Here is a 15548-nt window from a genome sequence, read left to right on the forward strand (position 1 = left end):
ACAGAGGGATGCCAGCTATTGTAGCGGGGTTTAACTAATTATCTAGTGAAAAAATCGCCAGAAATTGCGCATCACTGGCAACCTGTTTTTTCAACTGTTATTGTGGTGGGATTATACGGTGTCATCGCCGTTCGGAATGAACAGGAGCTGTAAGCATGTTTACTGGTATTGTGCAGGGCACTGCCAAAGTGGTGTCCATTGATGAAAAACCGAATTTCCGCACTCACGTGGTTGAGCTGCCTGAATATATGCTCGACGGCATTGAAACCGGGGCGTCGATAGCGCATAACGGCTGCTGCCTGACGGTGACCGAAATTAACGGTAATCAGATTAGCTTTGATTTAATGAAAGAGACGCTGCGCATCACTAACCTGGGTGAGCTGGTGGTAGGAGATATCATCAACGTTGAACGCGCGGCGAAATTCAGCGATGAGATTGGTGGGCATCTGATGTCGGGCCATATTATGACCACCGCAGAAGTGGCGAAAATCGTGACCTCGGAAAATAACCGTCAAATCTGGTTCAAGGTGCAGGATCCGTCATTAATGAAATACATCCTTTATAAAGGATTTATTGGCATCGATGGGATTAGTCTGACCGTCGGTGAAGTGACGCCAACGCGTTTTTGCGTGCATTTAATTCCTGAAACGCTGCAACGTACTACGCTTGGCGCAAAAAAATTGGGGCAGCGCGTAAATATCGAAATTGATCCGCAGACCCAGGCGGTCGTGGATACCGTTGAGCGCGTGCTGGCGGCGAAAGAGGCGGCGATAATAAAGACCGTGGAAGAAGAATAAAAATTAACCCCGGGAAACCGGGGTTAATTTTTCAGCGAGCCACCCGCAAGCCGTGCTCAATCCCACGACTAAACACCACCTGCCACAGCTGTATATCCCGCGCACGGAACGCGCCCGCACAGGCATTCAGATAATAGCTAAACATCCGTTTGAATCGTTCCGAATAGTTGTCGGCGATTTCAGGCCATGCAGCCTGGAAACGTTCATGCCAGGCCATCAGAGTCGTGTCGTAATCTGCGCCGAAGTTATGCCAGTCTTCCACAATAAAATGCGGTTCGCTGGCGTTCGCAATCTGGCGAACAGAGGGTAAACAGCCATTCGGGAAGATATATTTGTTGATCCAGGGGTCCACATTGTTATCGGTGCGCTTAGAGCCGATGGTGTGTAGCAGGAAAATTCCGTCAGGCTTCAGGTTACGATCGGCGACCTCAAAGTAGGTCTTGTAGTTCTTCGGCCCCACGTGCTCGAACATACCTACGGAAACAATACGATCGAACTGCTCATTCAGGTCGCGGTAGTCCTGAAGCCGAATATCAACATCCAGTCCCAGACAGCGTTCCTGCGCCATCTTCTGCTGTTCAGCCGAAATCGTGACGCCGACTACGCTGACGCCGTAATTTTTCGCCATAAACCAGGCAAGACCACCCCAGCCACAGCCGATGTCCAACACACGCATACCGGGCTGTAACTGCAATTTATCGCAGATCAGTTGCAGCTTATCCTGCTGCGCCTCTTCCAGGGTCGTCGCTTTTTTCCAGTATCCGCAGGAGTACTGCATTAAAGGATCGAGCATACGGCTGAACAAATCGTTGCCAAGGTCGTAATGCTCTTTACCGACGATCCATGCCCGTTTTTTACTTTGCAGATTGAACAGGCGGGCGGAGGCGATACGTAAGGTATCTTTGAAATGACGAGGGAGCTGTTTTTCAAGACCGGCGCGTAATACGCTGGAGAAGAACATATCCAGCCGCTCACACTCCCACCAGCCGTCCATATAGCTTTCACCCAGCCCTAACGATCCCTCCTGTAACACGCGTTTGAAAAAATCGGGATGCTTTATCTGGGGATCGGAGGGGGATGAGCCATTAATCGTAATGCCCGCACGTCCCAACAGTTCACTGACGATCCGGGACCAGTTATCGTCCGGAACGCTGACTTCTTCTATACACGATGAACTCATAGCTTCTCCATCACCTTGCTGTGATCAGAACCTTAAAACAGCGTAGACGCTTTTTTGGTTTGTGAGAAATCTCACGGTAAATGCCCGCGAGGCTAATATCCGACGTAGAACAGAGGAAGGGAGATAACCCTTGCCGAAATGCCTTCCATGGTAAAACGGGAGCGCTCCGGCTCCCGTTAACACTTAATATTTATCGTATTTAATCGAACCAAATTCAGTATAGGCCGCAAAATTTGGTGATTCAACAGAAAATTGTTAGCTACCTAATCACTGGTTTTTAACATAGTTTCCCGCGCAATCAGGCGTGCGACGTTTCGGTTTGTGCATTGTCATTCTGCTCGCGAAGCGCGGAGGACTGCATGCGATAACCCAATCCCGCCAGCGCAACGGTGATCAGCATCACGCTGGTAGTGGTGAGCAGCGGGGTTGCAATCAACGCAGAGACCACGAGACTTGCCAGGAAGCACAGGCCAAGTTGCAGGGTATTTTGCAGCGCGGCAGCGCGGCCTGTCGCCTGCGGAAATGGACGCAACGCCTGGGCTACAACGATAGGGTAGATGGCCCCGTTAGCGATCGCCATGACGCAGAACGGAATCAAAATTTCTGCAAGCCCGGCGCCGGGAATAAAGCCGACAGCCCAGGTCGCAATCACGCTTAGCGCATACAGCACCAGCAGCCAGGGCAGCATCTGTTGGCCTTCCCATTTTTGCAGCGCGGCGCGACAGCCATAGCCACCCACCAGGAAGGCGATGGTCTGTGGTACATAGCTCAGGCCGATAGCCGCCGGGCTGTAGCCCATGTCATGCAGAATGAACGGCGAACCGGTCAGCCAGGCAAAGAAGCTGGCAGAGCAGGCGGCATAAATCAGCACGTTACCGCGATAGGCTTTCGACCGCACTAAAGAGGTAAAGGTGATGGGCTTCGCGTCCGGATGCGTCTCTTTTTTATGCGCCGGTTTAAGCCCGAACGCGGGCAGCATCAGGACCAGCGTAATAGCAAAGAGCGTGGCGAAAATGGCCTGCCAGTCGAAATGCGCCAGGATCCAGCTGCCCAGTAACGGGGCAAGCGCCGGCGACAGGCCGACCAGGGGCATAATGGTGGCGAATATGCGGTTAGTGCGCGAGGCGGGGTAGTAATCGGTTACCAGCGCCTGCCAGGTCACCGCAGCGGCACAGACACCGACCGCCTGAATAAAGCGCAGCGCCAGCAGCCAGGCGGCATCGCGGACCCACAGCATGCCCAGACAGCCTGCGGCAAAAATCGCCAGCCCCAACAACAGGACGGGTTTACGGCCAAAACGATCCGAGAGCGGCCCCCACAGCAATTGCGCAAAAGCAAAACCGGCGAGGAACAAACTCAAACTGGCGCTGATGGCGGCGGCAGGGGTTTGCAAATCTTCCTGCATCGCGGCGAACGCGGGCAGATACATATCGGTCGCCAAAAAGCCCAGCACGCTTAAGCCGCCGAGCCAGACTAAAAATCCTTTCCTGGGTTGCACTTTTTTTCTCCTGAGGAGGCAGGTGTACGTTGGCGCAGAGTGTAGGGAGTGCAAAGCGGCTTGTGAAACGCTAATATTTGGCGGGTGTATTCAAAAAATTTGCAGGCTAAAGATGTGGTCAGATTATTCCCTTGAAGTGGTTGATGCCGTGGCGCGTAACGGCAGCTTTACCGGCGCTGCCCAGGAGCTGCATCGCGTTCCCTCGGCGATCAGTTACACGGTGCGTCAGCTGGAAGCGTGGCTGGCGGTGCCGCTGTTCGAGCGGCGTCATCGCGACGTGGAGCTCACGCCTGCCGGAGCGTGGTTTTTGAAGGAAGGGCGGTCTGTCATCAAAAAAATGCAGATCACCCGTGAGCAGTGCCAACAGATCGCCAACGGCTGGCGCGGGCATCTCGCTATCGCGGTGGATAACATTGTTAAGCCGGAGCGGACCCGGCAGATGATCGTCGATTTCTATCGTCATTTTTCCGACGTCGAACTGCGTGTTTCGCAGGAAGTGTTCAACGGCGTCTGGGATGCGCTGGCGGACGGCAGGGCGGAGATGGCGATTGGTGCAACCCAGGCGATCCCGGTTGGTGGGCGCTACGCGTTTCGCGACATGGGCATGCTGAGCTGGACCTGCGTGGTCGCGCGCGATCACCCGCTGGCAGCGCTGGAAGGGCCGCTGAGCGATGACACATTACGCAACTGGCCCTCGCTGGTGCTGGAAGATACCTCCCGCTCGCTGCCCAAGCGCATTACCTGGTTGCTGGATAATCAGCGCCGCGTGGTCGCGCCGGACTGGGAGTCGTCAGCCACCTGTCTGAGCGCGGGGCTGTGCGTTGGCATGGTGCCGGTACATTTTGCGCGCCCGCGCATCGACGCGGGAGAGTGGGTCGCTCTGACGCTGGAAAACCCCTTCCCGGATGCCGCATGCTGTCTGACGTGGCAGCAAAACGACGTCTCGCCCGCCATGGCCTGGCTGCTGGATTATCTGGGAGACAGCGAAACGCTGAACCGGGAGTGGTTGCGGGAACCAGCATAGCTGGCCCCGGAAAGTGATTAACGACGGTAGTCGCGGAACGGACCGTCCGCAACGGAACGGCGTTCTATCAGGCGCGGGTGAACTTCAATGGACTGGGACTGTTCACGCTTGTTGACGATCCTGTCCAGCAGCATGTTGAAGGCCGTTTCACCCAGCGAATCTTTCGGCTGGTGAATGGTGGTCAGCGCCGGGGTAAAGAAGCGGGCGTTGCGCACGTTGTCATAGCCGATCACCGAGATATCCTGGGGGACGCGCAGGCCAAGTTCATCTGCCGCGCATAGCGCGCCCATCGCCATGATGTCACCGCCGCAGAACACCGCGGTAGGGCGATGCGGCTGGGAGACGATCTGCTGCATGGCGCGATAGCCTGACTCCGGCTCGAAGTCGCCCTGAACAATCCAGTTTTCCGGCACGGTGATCAGCGCCTCTTCCATCGCTTTCATGAAACCGGCCAGACGGCCAGCACCGGTGTTACGCTCCAGAGGTCCCGGGATCACGCCAATTTCACGATGACCGCGTTCTACCAGATAACGCCCCGCCATGTAGCCGCCTTCAAAGGCGTTATCAATAACGGAGTCGGTGAAGTCTGCGCGCGCCTCGCCCCAGTCCATGACCACCATCGGAATGTGGCGATACTCTTCCAGCATGGAAAGGACCGACTCAGGGTATTCAGAACACATTACCAGAAGACCGTCGACGCGCTTTTGCGCCATCATTGACAGGTAAGCGCGCTGTTTTTCAATGTTGTTCCACGCATTGCCCAGAATCAGGGTATAGCCTTTCTGGAAGCAGTTTTTTTCAACGGCTTCGATGATTTCAGCAAAATAGGCCGCTTCACTGCTGGTGGCTAGCAGGCCAATCGATTTGGTGTGATTAACCTTCAGGCTGCGGGCGACGGCACTTGGCGAGTAGTGCAGTTCTTTGATTGCCGCCCAGACGGCATTACGCGTCTCTTCAGCGACGAAACGCGTTTTGTTAATAACATGTGATACGGTTGTAGTGGAAACGTTTGCGCGTTTTGCTACGTCTTTAATTGTTGCCATTAAATGTCACTCCAGACCATATCCTAAGCTCCTGAAAAAATTGAAGGTAAACGTTTGCCTTCTCTCACCCTTATTACGCAAACATGAGTTGCGACACGCCGGGAAAACGACACAGGACGTCAGGAGGGGGTCAGTGGCCGGTACGCTAATAAATTTAGCGTGGAATTTTGTCCTATCTTGATGAAAAGGGGAAGAGGTAAAGTGGATATCCGTTTAAATCCTGGAAGATTTTTGACCTGAACTGTGTAAAAATGAGCAAGCTCACTTTTCGTAGGGTGAATAAAAGGAGAAAAATTGATGAGTACCGATCTGAAGTTTTCGCTGTTTACCACTATTGTTGTTCTTGCTCTGATTGTTGCCGGTGGTTTAACCGCTGCACTGCACTGATTCAGGCGGAGGGAGAACCTTCTCCCTCTCTTGCCGCTATTGTTACCTCTCCGGCAAAAATCTTTTGCCAAAATGTTAACTTCTCATTTTTTGTGATTGATGTCATGCTTTTGACTTCTTAGTTCTGTGCCGGGTTATGGCACGGTATCCGGAGCCTCTTCATGAAAATCAATTTTCCCCTGCTGGCCCTGGCGATTGGCGCCTTTGGGATTGGCACCACTGAATTCTCCCCGATGGGGTTATTGCCTGTTATCGCCCGGGGGGTGGACGTATCTATCCCTGCGGCCGGTATGTTAATTAGCGCCTACGCGATCGGCGTGATGGTGGGCGCGCCGCTCATGACGCTGCTGCTTTCGCACCGTGCGCGCCGCAATGCGCTGATTTTCCTGATGGCGATTTTCACTCTCGGCAATGTGTTTTCCGCGATTTCGCCCGATTACACCACTCTGATGCTTTCGCGCATTCTTACCAGCCTCAACCATGGCGCCTTCTTCGGACTGGGCTCGGTTGTTGCTGCCAGCGTGGTGCCAAAACATAAGCAGGCCAGCGCGGTAGCCACTATGTTTATGGGCCTCACCATCGCTAATATCGGCGGCGTTCCCGCCGCCACCTGGCTGGGAGAAGCCATCGGCTGGCGTATGTCTTTCCTCGCAACCGCCGGACTGGGCGTGGTCGCGATGGTTGCGCTGTTCTTCTCACTGCCGAAAGGAAGTGCTGGAGAACGTCCGGAAGTACGTAAAGAGCTGGCGGTGCTGATGCGTCCTCAGGTGTTGTCCGCGCTGCTCACCACGGTGCTGGGGGCCGGGGCGATGTTTACGCTCTACACCTATATCTCCCCGGTGCTGCACGACATAACCCACGCAACGCCACTCTTTGTTACCGCGATGCTGGTGCTGATTGGTGTCGGGTTCTCGATTGGCAACTATCTCGGCGGGAAATTTGCCGACCGCTCCGTGAGTGGGACGCTGAAAGGTTTTTTAACGCTGCTGATTGTCATCATGGTGGCGATTCCGTGGCTGGCGCGTAACGAAGTGGGTGCCGCGATTGCCATGGTGGTGTGGGGCGCCGCAACCTTTGCCGTGGTGCCACCGTTGCAGATGCGCGTAATGCGCGTTGCACACGAAGCGCCGGGGCTCTCTTCATCGGTGAATATCGGTGCGTTTAACCTGGGCAATGCGCTGGGGGCCGCAGCGGGCGGGGCGGTGATCTCCGGTGGTTTGGGTTACAGCTTTGTGCCGGTGATGGGGGCGATCATTGCCGCACTCGGCCTGCTGCTGGTGATAATGTCTGGTCGTAAACAGCCTCAAGCGGTGTGTACGGCGGAATAAACAAAAACGCAGAAGGGCTGCCCCTTCTGCGTGTCTCTTACGCGGCGAAGTTCTTCGCAACAAATTCCCAGTTAACCAGTGCCCAGAAGTGTTCCAGGTAGTTCGGGCGCGCATTACGGTAATCAATGTAATAGGCGTGTTCCCATACGTCCACGGTCATCAGCGGCGTGGCGCTGGTGGTCAGAGGGGTACCCGCATTAGAAGTGGAAACGATAGCCAGTTTGCCATCAGCCTCTTTTACCAGCCAGGTCCAGCCGGAGCCAAAGTTTTTAACGGCTGCGTCAGTAAACTTCGCTTTAAAATCCGCGAAACTGCCGAACGCGGCGTTAATCGCTGCCGCCAGCTCACCGTCAGGTTCTCCGCCTGCATTCGGGGCCAGGCAGTGCCAGTAGAAGGTGTGGTTCCACACCTGTGCGGCGTTGTTGAATACGCCGCCGTCTGAACTGCGCACGATCTCTTCCAGCGTTTTGCCTTCAAAATCGGTGCCCTTGATCAGGTTATTCAGGTTGGTGACATAGGTCTGGTGATGCTTGCCGTAATGGTACTCCAGGGTTTCCGCGGAAATATGCGGGGCCAGGGCGTCTTTTGCATACGGTAGTGCAGGTAATTCGAACGACATTGCTTCTCTCCTTATAGTTTTATACGTTGCCAATAACCCTACAGACAACAAGGACAGGATAGCAAATTGAAAGGGTATGCAAAAGAGGAACTTACCCTGCCACAGAGGCGGCAGGGCAGGGGCTAGCGGATGGTTTTTGGCGTCATCACGCGGCGCGCACCCACATAGTGGCGCACCCAATAATCTTCGCTGAGAGAGGTGATCTGAATGTCCTGACCGCTGCGCGGTGACTGGATAAATTTACCGTTACCCACATACACCCCAACGTGATCGGCCGTACCGCGTCCCTGGGTGCGGAAGAACACCAGGTCGCCATTTTGCAGTTCGCCACGGTTTACAGGGGCGGCGTCGCGCAGATGGTACATCTCATTGGCGGTGCGTGGAATGCGAAACTTCACCAGATCTTTATAGGCATAATAAACCAGCCCACTACAGTCAAAACCGGTGCGCGGAGAGGTGCCACCCCAGCGATACGGCTTACCTATTTGCCCCATCAGTTTGTTCATCGCCGTTTTTTGCGCTTTCTGCATGCGCGCTTTATGCACGTCAGCCAGCTTCGTCACTTTTGCGCATTTCGTTTTATGGCCTTTGCGCACGGTGCATTTTTCATTCACCAGGCTGGCGGTTGTGCGGGTGGTTTTGTGCGTGCCGGAGCGGAGAGTTTTGGTTTTACTGGAGGCGGTCTTTTTGGTCTGAGCGGTGATTTTCTTCTTAACTGTTTTGCTGGTGGTTTTTTTCTTACGTTCTGTGGATTTTGCCAGATGCGTTTTTTGTACAGCAGAATGCCGCGCCTGTTCAGAGGCGTTCGCCGCTGGCGTAAATGAGAGTGTGGTAAACAGTAAAGCACAGAGCGTCATCGAGATTTTAGTTATCCGCGCCACTGGGCAGTCCCCTGATAAATGCAGGCCACAATGCATACCCGCGTGAGATTTACAAAACCTGTCGATTCTAATCCATAAAATCAGAAGAAGTTAATAGCATTTTTCATTCAAAAATTATGTTTCGTTAGCAAGTGCAAAAAAATTCACCATTCTGACGCACTCCTGTTCGCTCCTTAAGCAAAACCGCACCCCGTCTGGCGATAAACGACATTAGCAATGCAACTTTATGCGATAAGCGATAAAATAATTAGACGTGACAAAAATGTTATTTTCCGATGTCGGCCTGACCCGCTACAATGTCAGACTGATGCCGTAACAGAAGTTAAAGGAAGCAAGACATGAGCACCACTATTGAAAAAATTCAGCGCCAGATCGCTGAAAACCCGATTCTCCTGTACATGAAAGGTTCTCCGAAGCTGCCAAGCTGCGGCTTCTCCGCGCAAGCGGTTCAGGCGCTGTCCGCCTGTGGTGAGCGTTTTGCTTACGTTGATATCCTGCAAAACCCGGACATTCGCGCTGAATTGCCAAAATACGCAAACTGGCCGACCTTCCCACAGCTGTGGGTTGATGGTGAACTGGTTGGCGGATGCGATATCCTGATTGAAATGTATCAGCGCGGCGAACTGCAACAGCTGATCAAAGAGACTGCGGCGAAGTATAAAACCGAAGAGCCGGACGCAGAATAAGTTTTCTGCGGCTATAAAAAAGCGACCACATTATGTTGGTCGCTTTTTTTTGTCCTGTGGGGCTGTTGATAACCCAACCTACGATTGAAGATCGGCCTCGTCGCCCATCGGCAGCGGCCAGCCGCCCAGACGTTTCCAGCGGTTGACGATCTCACAGAACAGCTCCGCCGTACGCTCGGTGTCGTATAACGCGGAATGCGCCTGGGTACCGTCAAACGCAATACCCGCCGTGATGCAGGCTTTCGAGAGCACGGTTTGCCCCAGCGCCAGGCCGCTCAGCGCGGCGGTGTCGAAGGTCACAAACGGATGAAATGGATTGCGCTTTAGCGAGGCGCGCTCGGCGGCAGCCATGGTGAAGCTGTGATCGAACGTAGCGTTGTGGGCTACCATGATGGCGCGGCTACAGTCATTCTCTTTCATGCCTTTGCGCACCATTTTGAATATGGCGTGCAGCGCCTCGTATTCGCTTACCGCCCCGCGCAGCGGGTTTGTCGGATCGATACCGTTAAAGGCCAGCGCCTCTGGCTGTAAGTTTGCCCCTTCAAAGGGTTCAACGTGGAAATGCAGCGTGGTGTCCGGTACAAGCCAGCCCTGTTCATCCATCTTCAGCGTGATGGCGGCAATCTCAAGCAGCGCATCGGTTTTAGCGTTAAATCCGGCTGTTTCTACATCAATGACAACGGGATAAAAACCACGAAAACGGTCGCACAGACCGGTAAATTGAGCGTTATCGGACATCAGGGTCTCTTACAAGGGGGAAAAAGCAGTGCGCATTATGGCAAATTTTGAGAGGGGATGCAGCAAAACAACGGGCGCATAGTGCGCCCTGAGGGATCAATAGCCCAGACCGCGACCAGCGTCTTTGGCTTCAATCAGTTCGATTTTATAACCGTCCGGATCTTCCACAAACGCAATGACGGTGGTACCGCCTTTAACCGGACCGGCTTCACGGGTGACGTTACCGCCATTGCTGCGGATACGTTCGCAGGCTTCGGCGGCGTTATCCACTTCCAGCGCGATGTGTCCGTAAGCCGTACCCAGCTCATAGCTGTCTACGCCCCAGTTGTAGGTCAGCTCGATGACCGCTTCATCAGATTCCGGGCCGTAACCGACAAACGCCAGAGAGTATTTATATTCCGGATTTTCGCTGGTGCGCAGCAGCTTCATGCCCAGAACGTTAGTGTAGAAATCGATGGAACGTTGCAGGTCGCCAACGCGCAGCATGGTGTGAAGTAGGCGCATAATTTCCTCATTAACCAGTGGAATGGATTATCTTTTTGAACAGAAACGATGTTTTAGTATAGCGGCGAAAGGTCGCCGCTATCAATGTACAAAGCGGGATTACAGTGAAGGGTAGTCGGTATAACCTTCCGCGCCGCCGCCATAGAAACTTTCAGGGCGCTGCGGGTTCAGTTCGGCTTTCTTCTGCAAACGGGCAACCAGATCCGGGTTAGCAATGTAGTCACGGCCAAAGGCCACGGCGTCGATCAGGCCTTTCCCGATCAGATCTTCAGCTTTCTCTGCCGTATACGCGCCCGCCCCGATAATCACGCCGTGGAAGCGCTCGCGCACTTTCTGGCGGAAGGCTTCACTATAAGGCTTGCCGCCTGCCCAGTCCGGCTCGGACATGTGCAGATAGGCGATACCGCGTTTCGCCAGCTCTTCAATCAGATACAGCGCGTCTGCTTCTTCGTTCGGACCGTTGTCGACGTTCTGGAAAGTACCGATCGGGGAGACACGAATACCAATGCGGTCTGCGCTCCACTCATTACAGACAGCATCCACCACTTCAAGCACCAGACGCGCGCGGTTTTCAACGCTGCCGCCGTACTGGTCGGTACGCTGGTTGGAAGAAGGGGACAGGAACTGATGCAGCAGGTAACCGTGCGCAGAGTGCAGCTCAACCAGGTCGAAGCCCGCTTCACGGGCGTTGGCGACGGCCTGACGGAAATCATTCACAATACCCGGGATCTCGTCCAGCTCCAGCGCGCGTGGCGTGGTGGTGTCAACGCGGATCGCATTACCGTTTTCATCGCGCAGGGAAGTGCGGGTATTGGCGTTCAGGGCAGAAGCAGAAACCGGCGCCTGACCGCCAGGCTGGATGCTGCTGTGTGAGATACGACCGGTGTGCCACAGCTGAACCGCAATACGGCCATCTTCAGCATGAACACCTGCGGTGATTTTTTTCCACGCGGCGATCTGTTCCGGGCTGTGCAGACCCGGCGCACCGGCGTAGCCTTTTGCCTGGGCAGAAATCTGCGTGGCTTCGGAAATAATCAGGCCCGCGCTGGCGCGCTGACGATAATACTCACCCATCAATGGCGTTGGGATATCGCCCGGCTCGATGCTGCGCAGACGGGTGAGTGGGGCCATAAACACGCGGTTTGGGGCAGTAACGGCACCCACTTTCAGTGGGGTAAACAGCTTTTCAGCGGACATAATGGCTCCTGAGTAGACCAGTCGACTAGTAAAAGGGTAAATAAAAACGCCGGCTACACGCCAGGCGCGGTTATACAGTTTTTCACGTGCGCCAGCGCGCTTTCGAGCGGCACGGCGCTGCGAGACATTTTTGCTTGCAGGTTGGCGCCTAACCAGAGGGAATAGAGCACCTGTGCCTGCGTGAGCGGATCGCCGGAGAAGGAGAGCGTTTTTTCATTGCGCCCGCTCTCCAGCGCCTGAGCCAGCAGTGCAATCACGCCGCTGGCCCCTTTATCCATGGCGGTGCGCATATCTTCGGAGAGATCGCACACTTCGGCAGACAGTTTTACCGTCAGGCAGCCGCTGATGATGCCCTGCTGACAGAACTGCGTCAGCGTTTCCTGATAGTAGTTCAGGACACGATCCCGGTAGTCACCTTCACCGCTGGCGAAGTGGGCTGCCAGGCGCTGATGGTAGCTGGCGTAGTGCCGCTCCAGCATGGCAACGCCGAACGCCTCTTTGGAACGAAAATAGTGATAAAACGATCCCTTAGGTACTTCAGCGGTTTTTAACAACTCGCTAAGCCCCATCCCGGTAAACCCGCGATGCATGCAAAGGCGCTCGCCGGTAGCCAGCAAATGTTCTCGTGTATCGTGTTCAGTGTGTCTGCTCATGCCCTTACTCTAATAGACCGTTCGGTCTAATGCAAGCCCGCTTAGCGACGACACTGCGACAGAATATCCAGCTGCGGCTGATAAACCGCTGATTTCACGTCCATCATGCCCAGAACGGTGGCGAATAAATTGTCCTGTGAAACCGCCTCTTTTGCGGCATGGTCACGCAGGCAATCCGTGTTTACGCCGAAGTTTTTCGCATAATCCGGGGAGAGCCAGAACATAAAAGGAATATGCGTTTGCTGCTCCGGGGCCAGCATATACGGCGTACCGTGCAGGTAAATTCCGCTTTCGCCCAGCGATTCCCCGTGATCGGAGAGGTAAATGAGCGCCGTGTTCATGTTGGCCTGCCGGGCTTTCAGTGCGTCGATGGTTCGGCTGACGACGCTGTCGGTATACAGAATCGTGTTGTCATAGGTATTGATCAGCGACTGATGATCGCAATCCTGAATTTCATTGGTATCGCAGGTTGGGGTGAACTTGCGGAAGCTGTCGGGGTAGCGTTTGTAATAGGCCGGACCGTGGCTGCCCATCAGGTGAATAACCAGAACCGTATCCTGCTTTATTCCATCCAGCACGTTGTCCAGGCGGTACAGGTTAACGTCGTCGATACAGGATTTGTCCTTACAGAACTGATCCAGTTTCCACTGGGTCATGTCCGTGTGCGGCACGCGGTCGCAGGCGCCTTTACACCCGCCGTCGTTATCGCGCCACAGCAGGTTGAACCCGGCGTGGTTAAGCACATCAAGCAGACCTTCCTGATGATGGGCGAGGTCCGCGTCATATTTTTTCCGCGTCATGCCGGAGAACATGCAGGGGACGGAAACAGCGGTTTCCGTGCCACAGGAGGAGGCCCGCGGGAAGTTGATGACATCCTGCTTTTTCAGCTCGGGGTTGGTTTCACGCGGGTAACCATTTAACGAGTAGTTTGCGGCGCGGGAGGCTTCGCCCACCACCACAACCAGCACGGTTTTCTTGCGTTGGCTGGCAATCAGCGCGCCTTTATGAGCATCTTCGCCAATGCGGACCAGCGTCTGGTCGCCGGCAAACCAGCGCATTTTGCTGTATTTCACCACGGCGCTCACGTAATTCGCCGGGGTGACCATTTTTACGATGCTTTTGTTATTGCGGAACAGCGAAGCATAGTCTTTATAGAACACTGACGCGACCAGGATGATCACCAGCAGCGCACCCAGCATAGCGGCGAAGCGCGTCAGGAGGGCATACCACCATTTTCCGGTGCGAATGCGCGTCAGGGCTAACACAACAGATGGAACCAGACCCGCTACGACCAGCCACAGGATCATCTGCGGCGTCACCAGGGCTGTCGCTTCCTGAGAATTAGTCTCGAACACGTTCACAATCATGTTCTGATCGATAACCGCGCCATAGGTATACATAAACCAGGTCGCGGCGGCACATCCCAGGGTCAGGACAATCAGGAGCGGCTTACGAATATAGGGGATATTTAACAGGCTGAAGACAATCACCCAGCCGCAGAACAGTACCAGCGGCACGCTGGCAGCAAACAGGACATCGTGCAGATGCGCAGGCGCAATAATTGACCAGCTGCGCTGGATAAACAGTGCATTCAGTACGGTAAAGAAAAGTGCACAGCCCAGAGTAAATTTTATATCGTTACAGTGTAACTTTTTTGCGAACCACATGATGAGCAGACCATTCGTTATATCAATGCGGCGAGTATAAGAAGGGAAGATTAGCGAAACCTTAATGTCCTGTTTGTGGCAGACATCCTTGCATGCAAGCCATTTAGGGTCTTCACTGTAGGGAATAATGACGTTCTGGAGGTAGGTGTGGCAGAGCAACTGGAATTTTTCCCTGTCCAGAGCCCGTGCCGGGCTATTTGCCAGGTTGATGAACGAGGATACTGTCGTGGCTGCATGCGCACGCGCGATGAACGTTTTAACTGGCAAAATTTCAGCGACGCGCAAAAGCAGGAGGTCTTACGGCTTTGCCGACAGCGTCTGCTGCGTAAAATTCGTGCAAACAAAGCGGTTGAACCCGAAGAACCTCAGCAACCTTCACTGTTTTAGCAGGGTAATTGCGTATACTTGTGACATGACTTCCTTGAGGAAAATGTTATGGTTCAGCGTATTACCCTTGCCCCACAGGGCCCGGAATTCTCCCGATTCGTTATGGGCTACTGGCGCCTCATGGACTGGAATATGTCTCCGGTCCAGCTGGCGGACTTTATAGAAGAGCATCTCGATCTCGGGATCACCACCGTCGATCACGCTGATATTTATGGCGGCTATCAGTGCGAGGCCGCCTTTGGCGAAGCGCTGAAGCGAGCGCCAGCGCTGCGTGAACGTATGGAGATTGTGACCAAATGCGGTATTGCCACCACAGCAAAACCGGAGCATGCGCTTGGACATTACATCACTGACAGCGCGCATATCGTTAAAAGCGCCGAGCAGTCACTGGTCAACCTGGCCACCGATCGTATCGACCTGCTGCTGATCCACCGTCCCGATCCGTTGATGGATGCGGATGAGGTCGCGGAAGCCTTCCTGACGCTGCACCAGAGCGGCAAAGTGCGCCATTTTGGCGTGTCTAACTTCACCCCGGCACAGTTTGCGCTATTGCAGTCTCGCCTGCCGTTTACGCTGGCGACGAATCAGGTGGAGATCTCGCCTGTTCATCAGCCGCTGCTGCTGGATGGCACGCTCGACCAACTGCAACAGCTGCGCATCCGTCCAATGGCATGGTCTTGCCTGGGAGGCGGCCGTCTGTTTAACGATGAGGCATTCCAGCCGCTGCGTAACGAGCTTGAAACGGTGGCGCGCGAACTGAATGCGGAGAGTATCGAGCAGGTGGTTTACGCCTGGATCCTGCGCCTGCCGTCTAAACCGCTGCCAATTATTGGCTCCGGCAAAATTGAGCGTGTCCGCGCTGCGCTTGTAGCTGAGGAGCTGGATATGACGCGTCAGCAGTGGTTCCGCATTCGTAAGGCGGCGCTGGGCTACGACGTACCCTGAGCACGCCTGAACCT

At 54.5% G+C, this 15548-nt stretch carries 17 protein-coding genes; 7 read left to right on the top strand and 10 right to left on the bottom strand.

Translation table 11 applies throughout. The features are described 5' to 3' along the window. The first annotated feature begins 155 nt into the window (after positions 1–155). Positions 156–797 carry a riboflavin synthase gene (locus tag ACOTZD_RS19665; RefSeq protein WP_003857643.1) on the top strand — a complete coding sequence of 214 codons (642 nt, stop codon included), beginning with the start codon at positions 156–158 and terminating at the stop codon, positions 795–797. A gap of 31 nt (positions 798–828) precedes the next feature. Here ACOTZD_RS19665 and cfa read toward each other — a convergent pair whose 3' ends face one another. Together cfa and punC are read right to left on the bottom strand one after the other, a co-directional pair. Then, positions 829–1977, bottom strand: coding sequence for a cyclopropane fatty acyl phospholipid synthase (cfa, locus tag ACOTZD_RS19670; protein ID WP_003857641.1), 1149 nt, complete (start codon positions 1975–1977; stop codon positions 829–831). A gap of 298 nt (positions 1978–2275) precedes the next feature. Beyond that, positions 2276–3475, bottom strand: coding sequence for a purine nucleoside transporter PunC (gene punC, locus ACOTZD_RS19675; RefSeq protein WP_061856167.1), 1200 nt, complete (start codon positions 3473–3475; stop codon positions 2276–2278). 112 nt (positions 3476–3587) lie between these two features. Between punC and punR the strand changes: the two genes are divergently transcribed. Then, a complete protein-coding gene (gene punR, locus ACOTZD_RS19680) occupies positions 3588–4499 on the top strand; it encodes a DNA-binding transcriptional activator PunR (protein ID WP_003857638.1) in 912 nt (303 codons plus the stop codon). Positions 4500–4516: 17 nt separating this feature from the next. Here punR and purR read toward each other — a convergent pair whose 3' ends face one another. Beyond that, positions 4517–5542, bottom strand: a complete 1026-nt coding sequence (gene purR / locus ACOTZD_RS19685) for an HTH-type transcriptional repressor PurR (RefSeq protein WP_003857634.1) — start codon at positions 5540–5542, stop codon at positions 4517–4519. 297 nt (positions 5543–5839) lie between these two features. Between purR and ACOTZD_RS19690 the strand changes: the two genes are divergently transcribed. Together ACOTZD_RS19690 and ACOTZD_RS19695 are read left to right on the top strand one after the other, a co-directional pair. Further along, the gene (locus ACOTZD_RS19690) at positions 5840–5929 is read left to right on the top strand and encodes a YnhF family membrane protein (protein ID WP_003857632.1); all 90 of its coding nucleotides are present in this window, start codon (positions 5840–5842) and stop codon (positions 5927–5929) included. Positions 5930–6090: 161 nt separating this feature from the next. Continuing rightward, positions 6091–7257: an MFS transporter gene (locus ACOTZD_RS19695; protein ID WP_003857631.1), complete on the top strand. Its 1167-nt coding sequence runs from the start codon at positions 6091–6093 to the stop codon at positions 7255–7257. A 37-nt stretch (positions 7258–7294) separates the two neighbouring features. On the opposite strand, the gene sodB is transcribed toward ACOTZD_RS19695, so the two are convergent. Both sodB and ACOTZD_RS19705 read right to left on the bottom strand, forming a co-directional pair. Beyond that, a complete protein-coding gene (gene sodB, locus ACOTZD_RS19700) occupies positions 7295–7876 on the bottom strand; it encodes a superoxide dismutase [Fe] (protein ID WP_003857629.1) in 582 nt (193 codons plus the stop codon). Positions 7877–7998: 122 nt separating this feature from the next. Continuing rightward, positions 7999–8757, bottom strand: a complete 759-nt coding sequence (locus ACOTZD_RS19705; RefSeq protein ID WP_023313959.1) for a C40 family peptidase — start codon at positions 8755–8757, stop codon at positions 7999–8001. 338 nt (positions 8758–9095) lie between these two features. On the opposite strand from ACOTZD_RS19705, the gene grxD reads away from it, so the two are divergent. Beyond that, complete coding sequence (gene grxD, locus ACOTZD_RS19710; protein WP_003832760.1) at positions 9096–9443, top strand: monothiol glutaredoxin 4; 348 nt, start codon at positions 9096–9098, stop codon at positions 9441–9443. 78 nt (positions 9444–9521) lie between these two features. Here grxD and rnt read toward each other — a convergent pair whose 3' ends face one another. The 5 genes from rnt to eptA form a co-directional block, all read right to left on the bottom strand. Beyond that, positions 9522–10181: a ribonuclease T gene (gene rnt / locus ACOTZD_RS19715; RefSeq protein ID WP_003857625.1), complete on the bottom strand. Its 660-nt coding sequence runs from the start codon at positions 10179–10181 to the stop codon at positions 9522–9524. A gap of 96 nt (positions 10182–10277) precedes the next feature. Next, entirely contained in the window at positions 10278–10685 is a 408-nt protein-coding gene (gene gloA / locus ACOTZD_RS19720; RefSeq protein WP_174402251.1) for a lactoylglutathione lyase, read from the bottom strand. 99 nt (positions 10686–10784) lie between these two features. Further along, positions 10785–11882 carry an alkene reductase gene (locus tag ACOTZD_RS19725; RefSeq protein ID WP_015570682.1) on the bottom strand — a complete coding sequence of 366 codons (1098 nt, stop codon included), beginning with the start codon at positions 11880–11882 and terminating at the stop codon, positions 10785–10787. 53 nt (positions 11883–11935) lie between these two features. Beyond that, positions 11936–12535: a TetR/AcrR family transcriptional regulator gene (locus ACOTZD_RS19730; RefSeq protein ID WP_003857618.1), complete on the bottom strand. Its 600-nt coding sequence runs from the start codon at positions 12533–12535 to the stop codon at positions 11936–11938. Positions 12536–12576: 41 nt separating this feature from the next. Continuing rightward, positions 12577–14202 (bottom strand): phosphoethanolamine transferase EptA, encoded by a 1626-nt coding sequence (eptA, locus tag ACOTZD_RS19735; RefSeq protein ID WP_032628380.1) that lies wholly within the window; start codon positions 14200–14202, stop codon positions 12577–12579. Positions 14203–14349: 147 nt separating this feature from the next. Here eptA and ACOTZD_RS19740 point away from each other — a divergent pair, with 147 nt between their 5' ends. Together ACOTZD_RS19740 and ACOTZD_RS19745 are read left to right on the top strand one after the other, a co-directional pair. After that, positions 14350–14589 carry a DUF1289 domain-containing protein gene (locus ACOTZD_RS19740; RefSeq protein ID WP_126542501.1) on the top strand — a complete coding sequence of 80 codons (240 nt, stop codon included), beginning with the start codon at positions 14350–14352 and terminating at the stop codon, positions 14587–14589. Between the two features lie 48 nt (positions 14590–14637). Next, entirely contained in the window at positions 14638–15534 is an 897-nt protein-coding gene (locus ACOTZD_RS19745; protein ID WP_003857612.1) for an aldo/keto reductase, read from the top strand. Positions 15535–15548 lie beyond the last annotated feature (14 nt).

Origin of the sequence: Enterobacter cloacae complex sp. SHL022 (assembly GCF_049237785.1) — a bacterium.
GTDB lineage: Bacteria > Pseudomonadota > Gammaproteobacteria > Enterobacterales > Enterobacteriaceae > Enterobacter > Enterobacter hormaechei_C.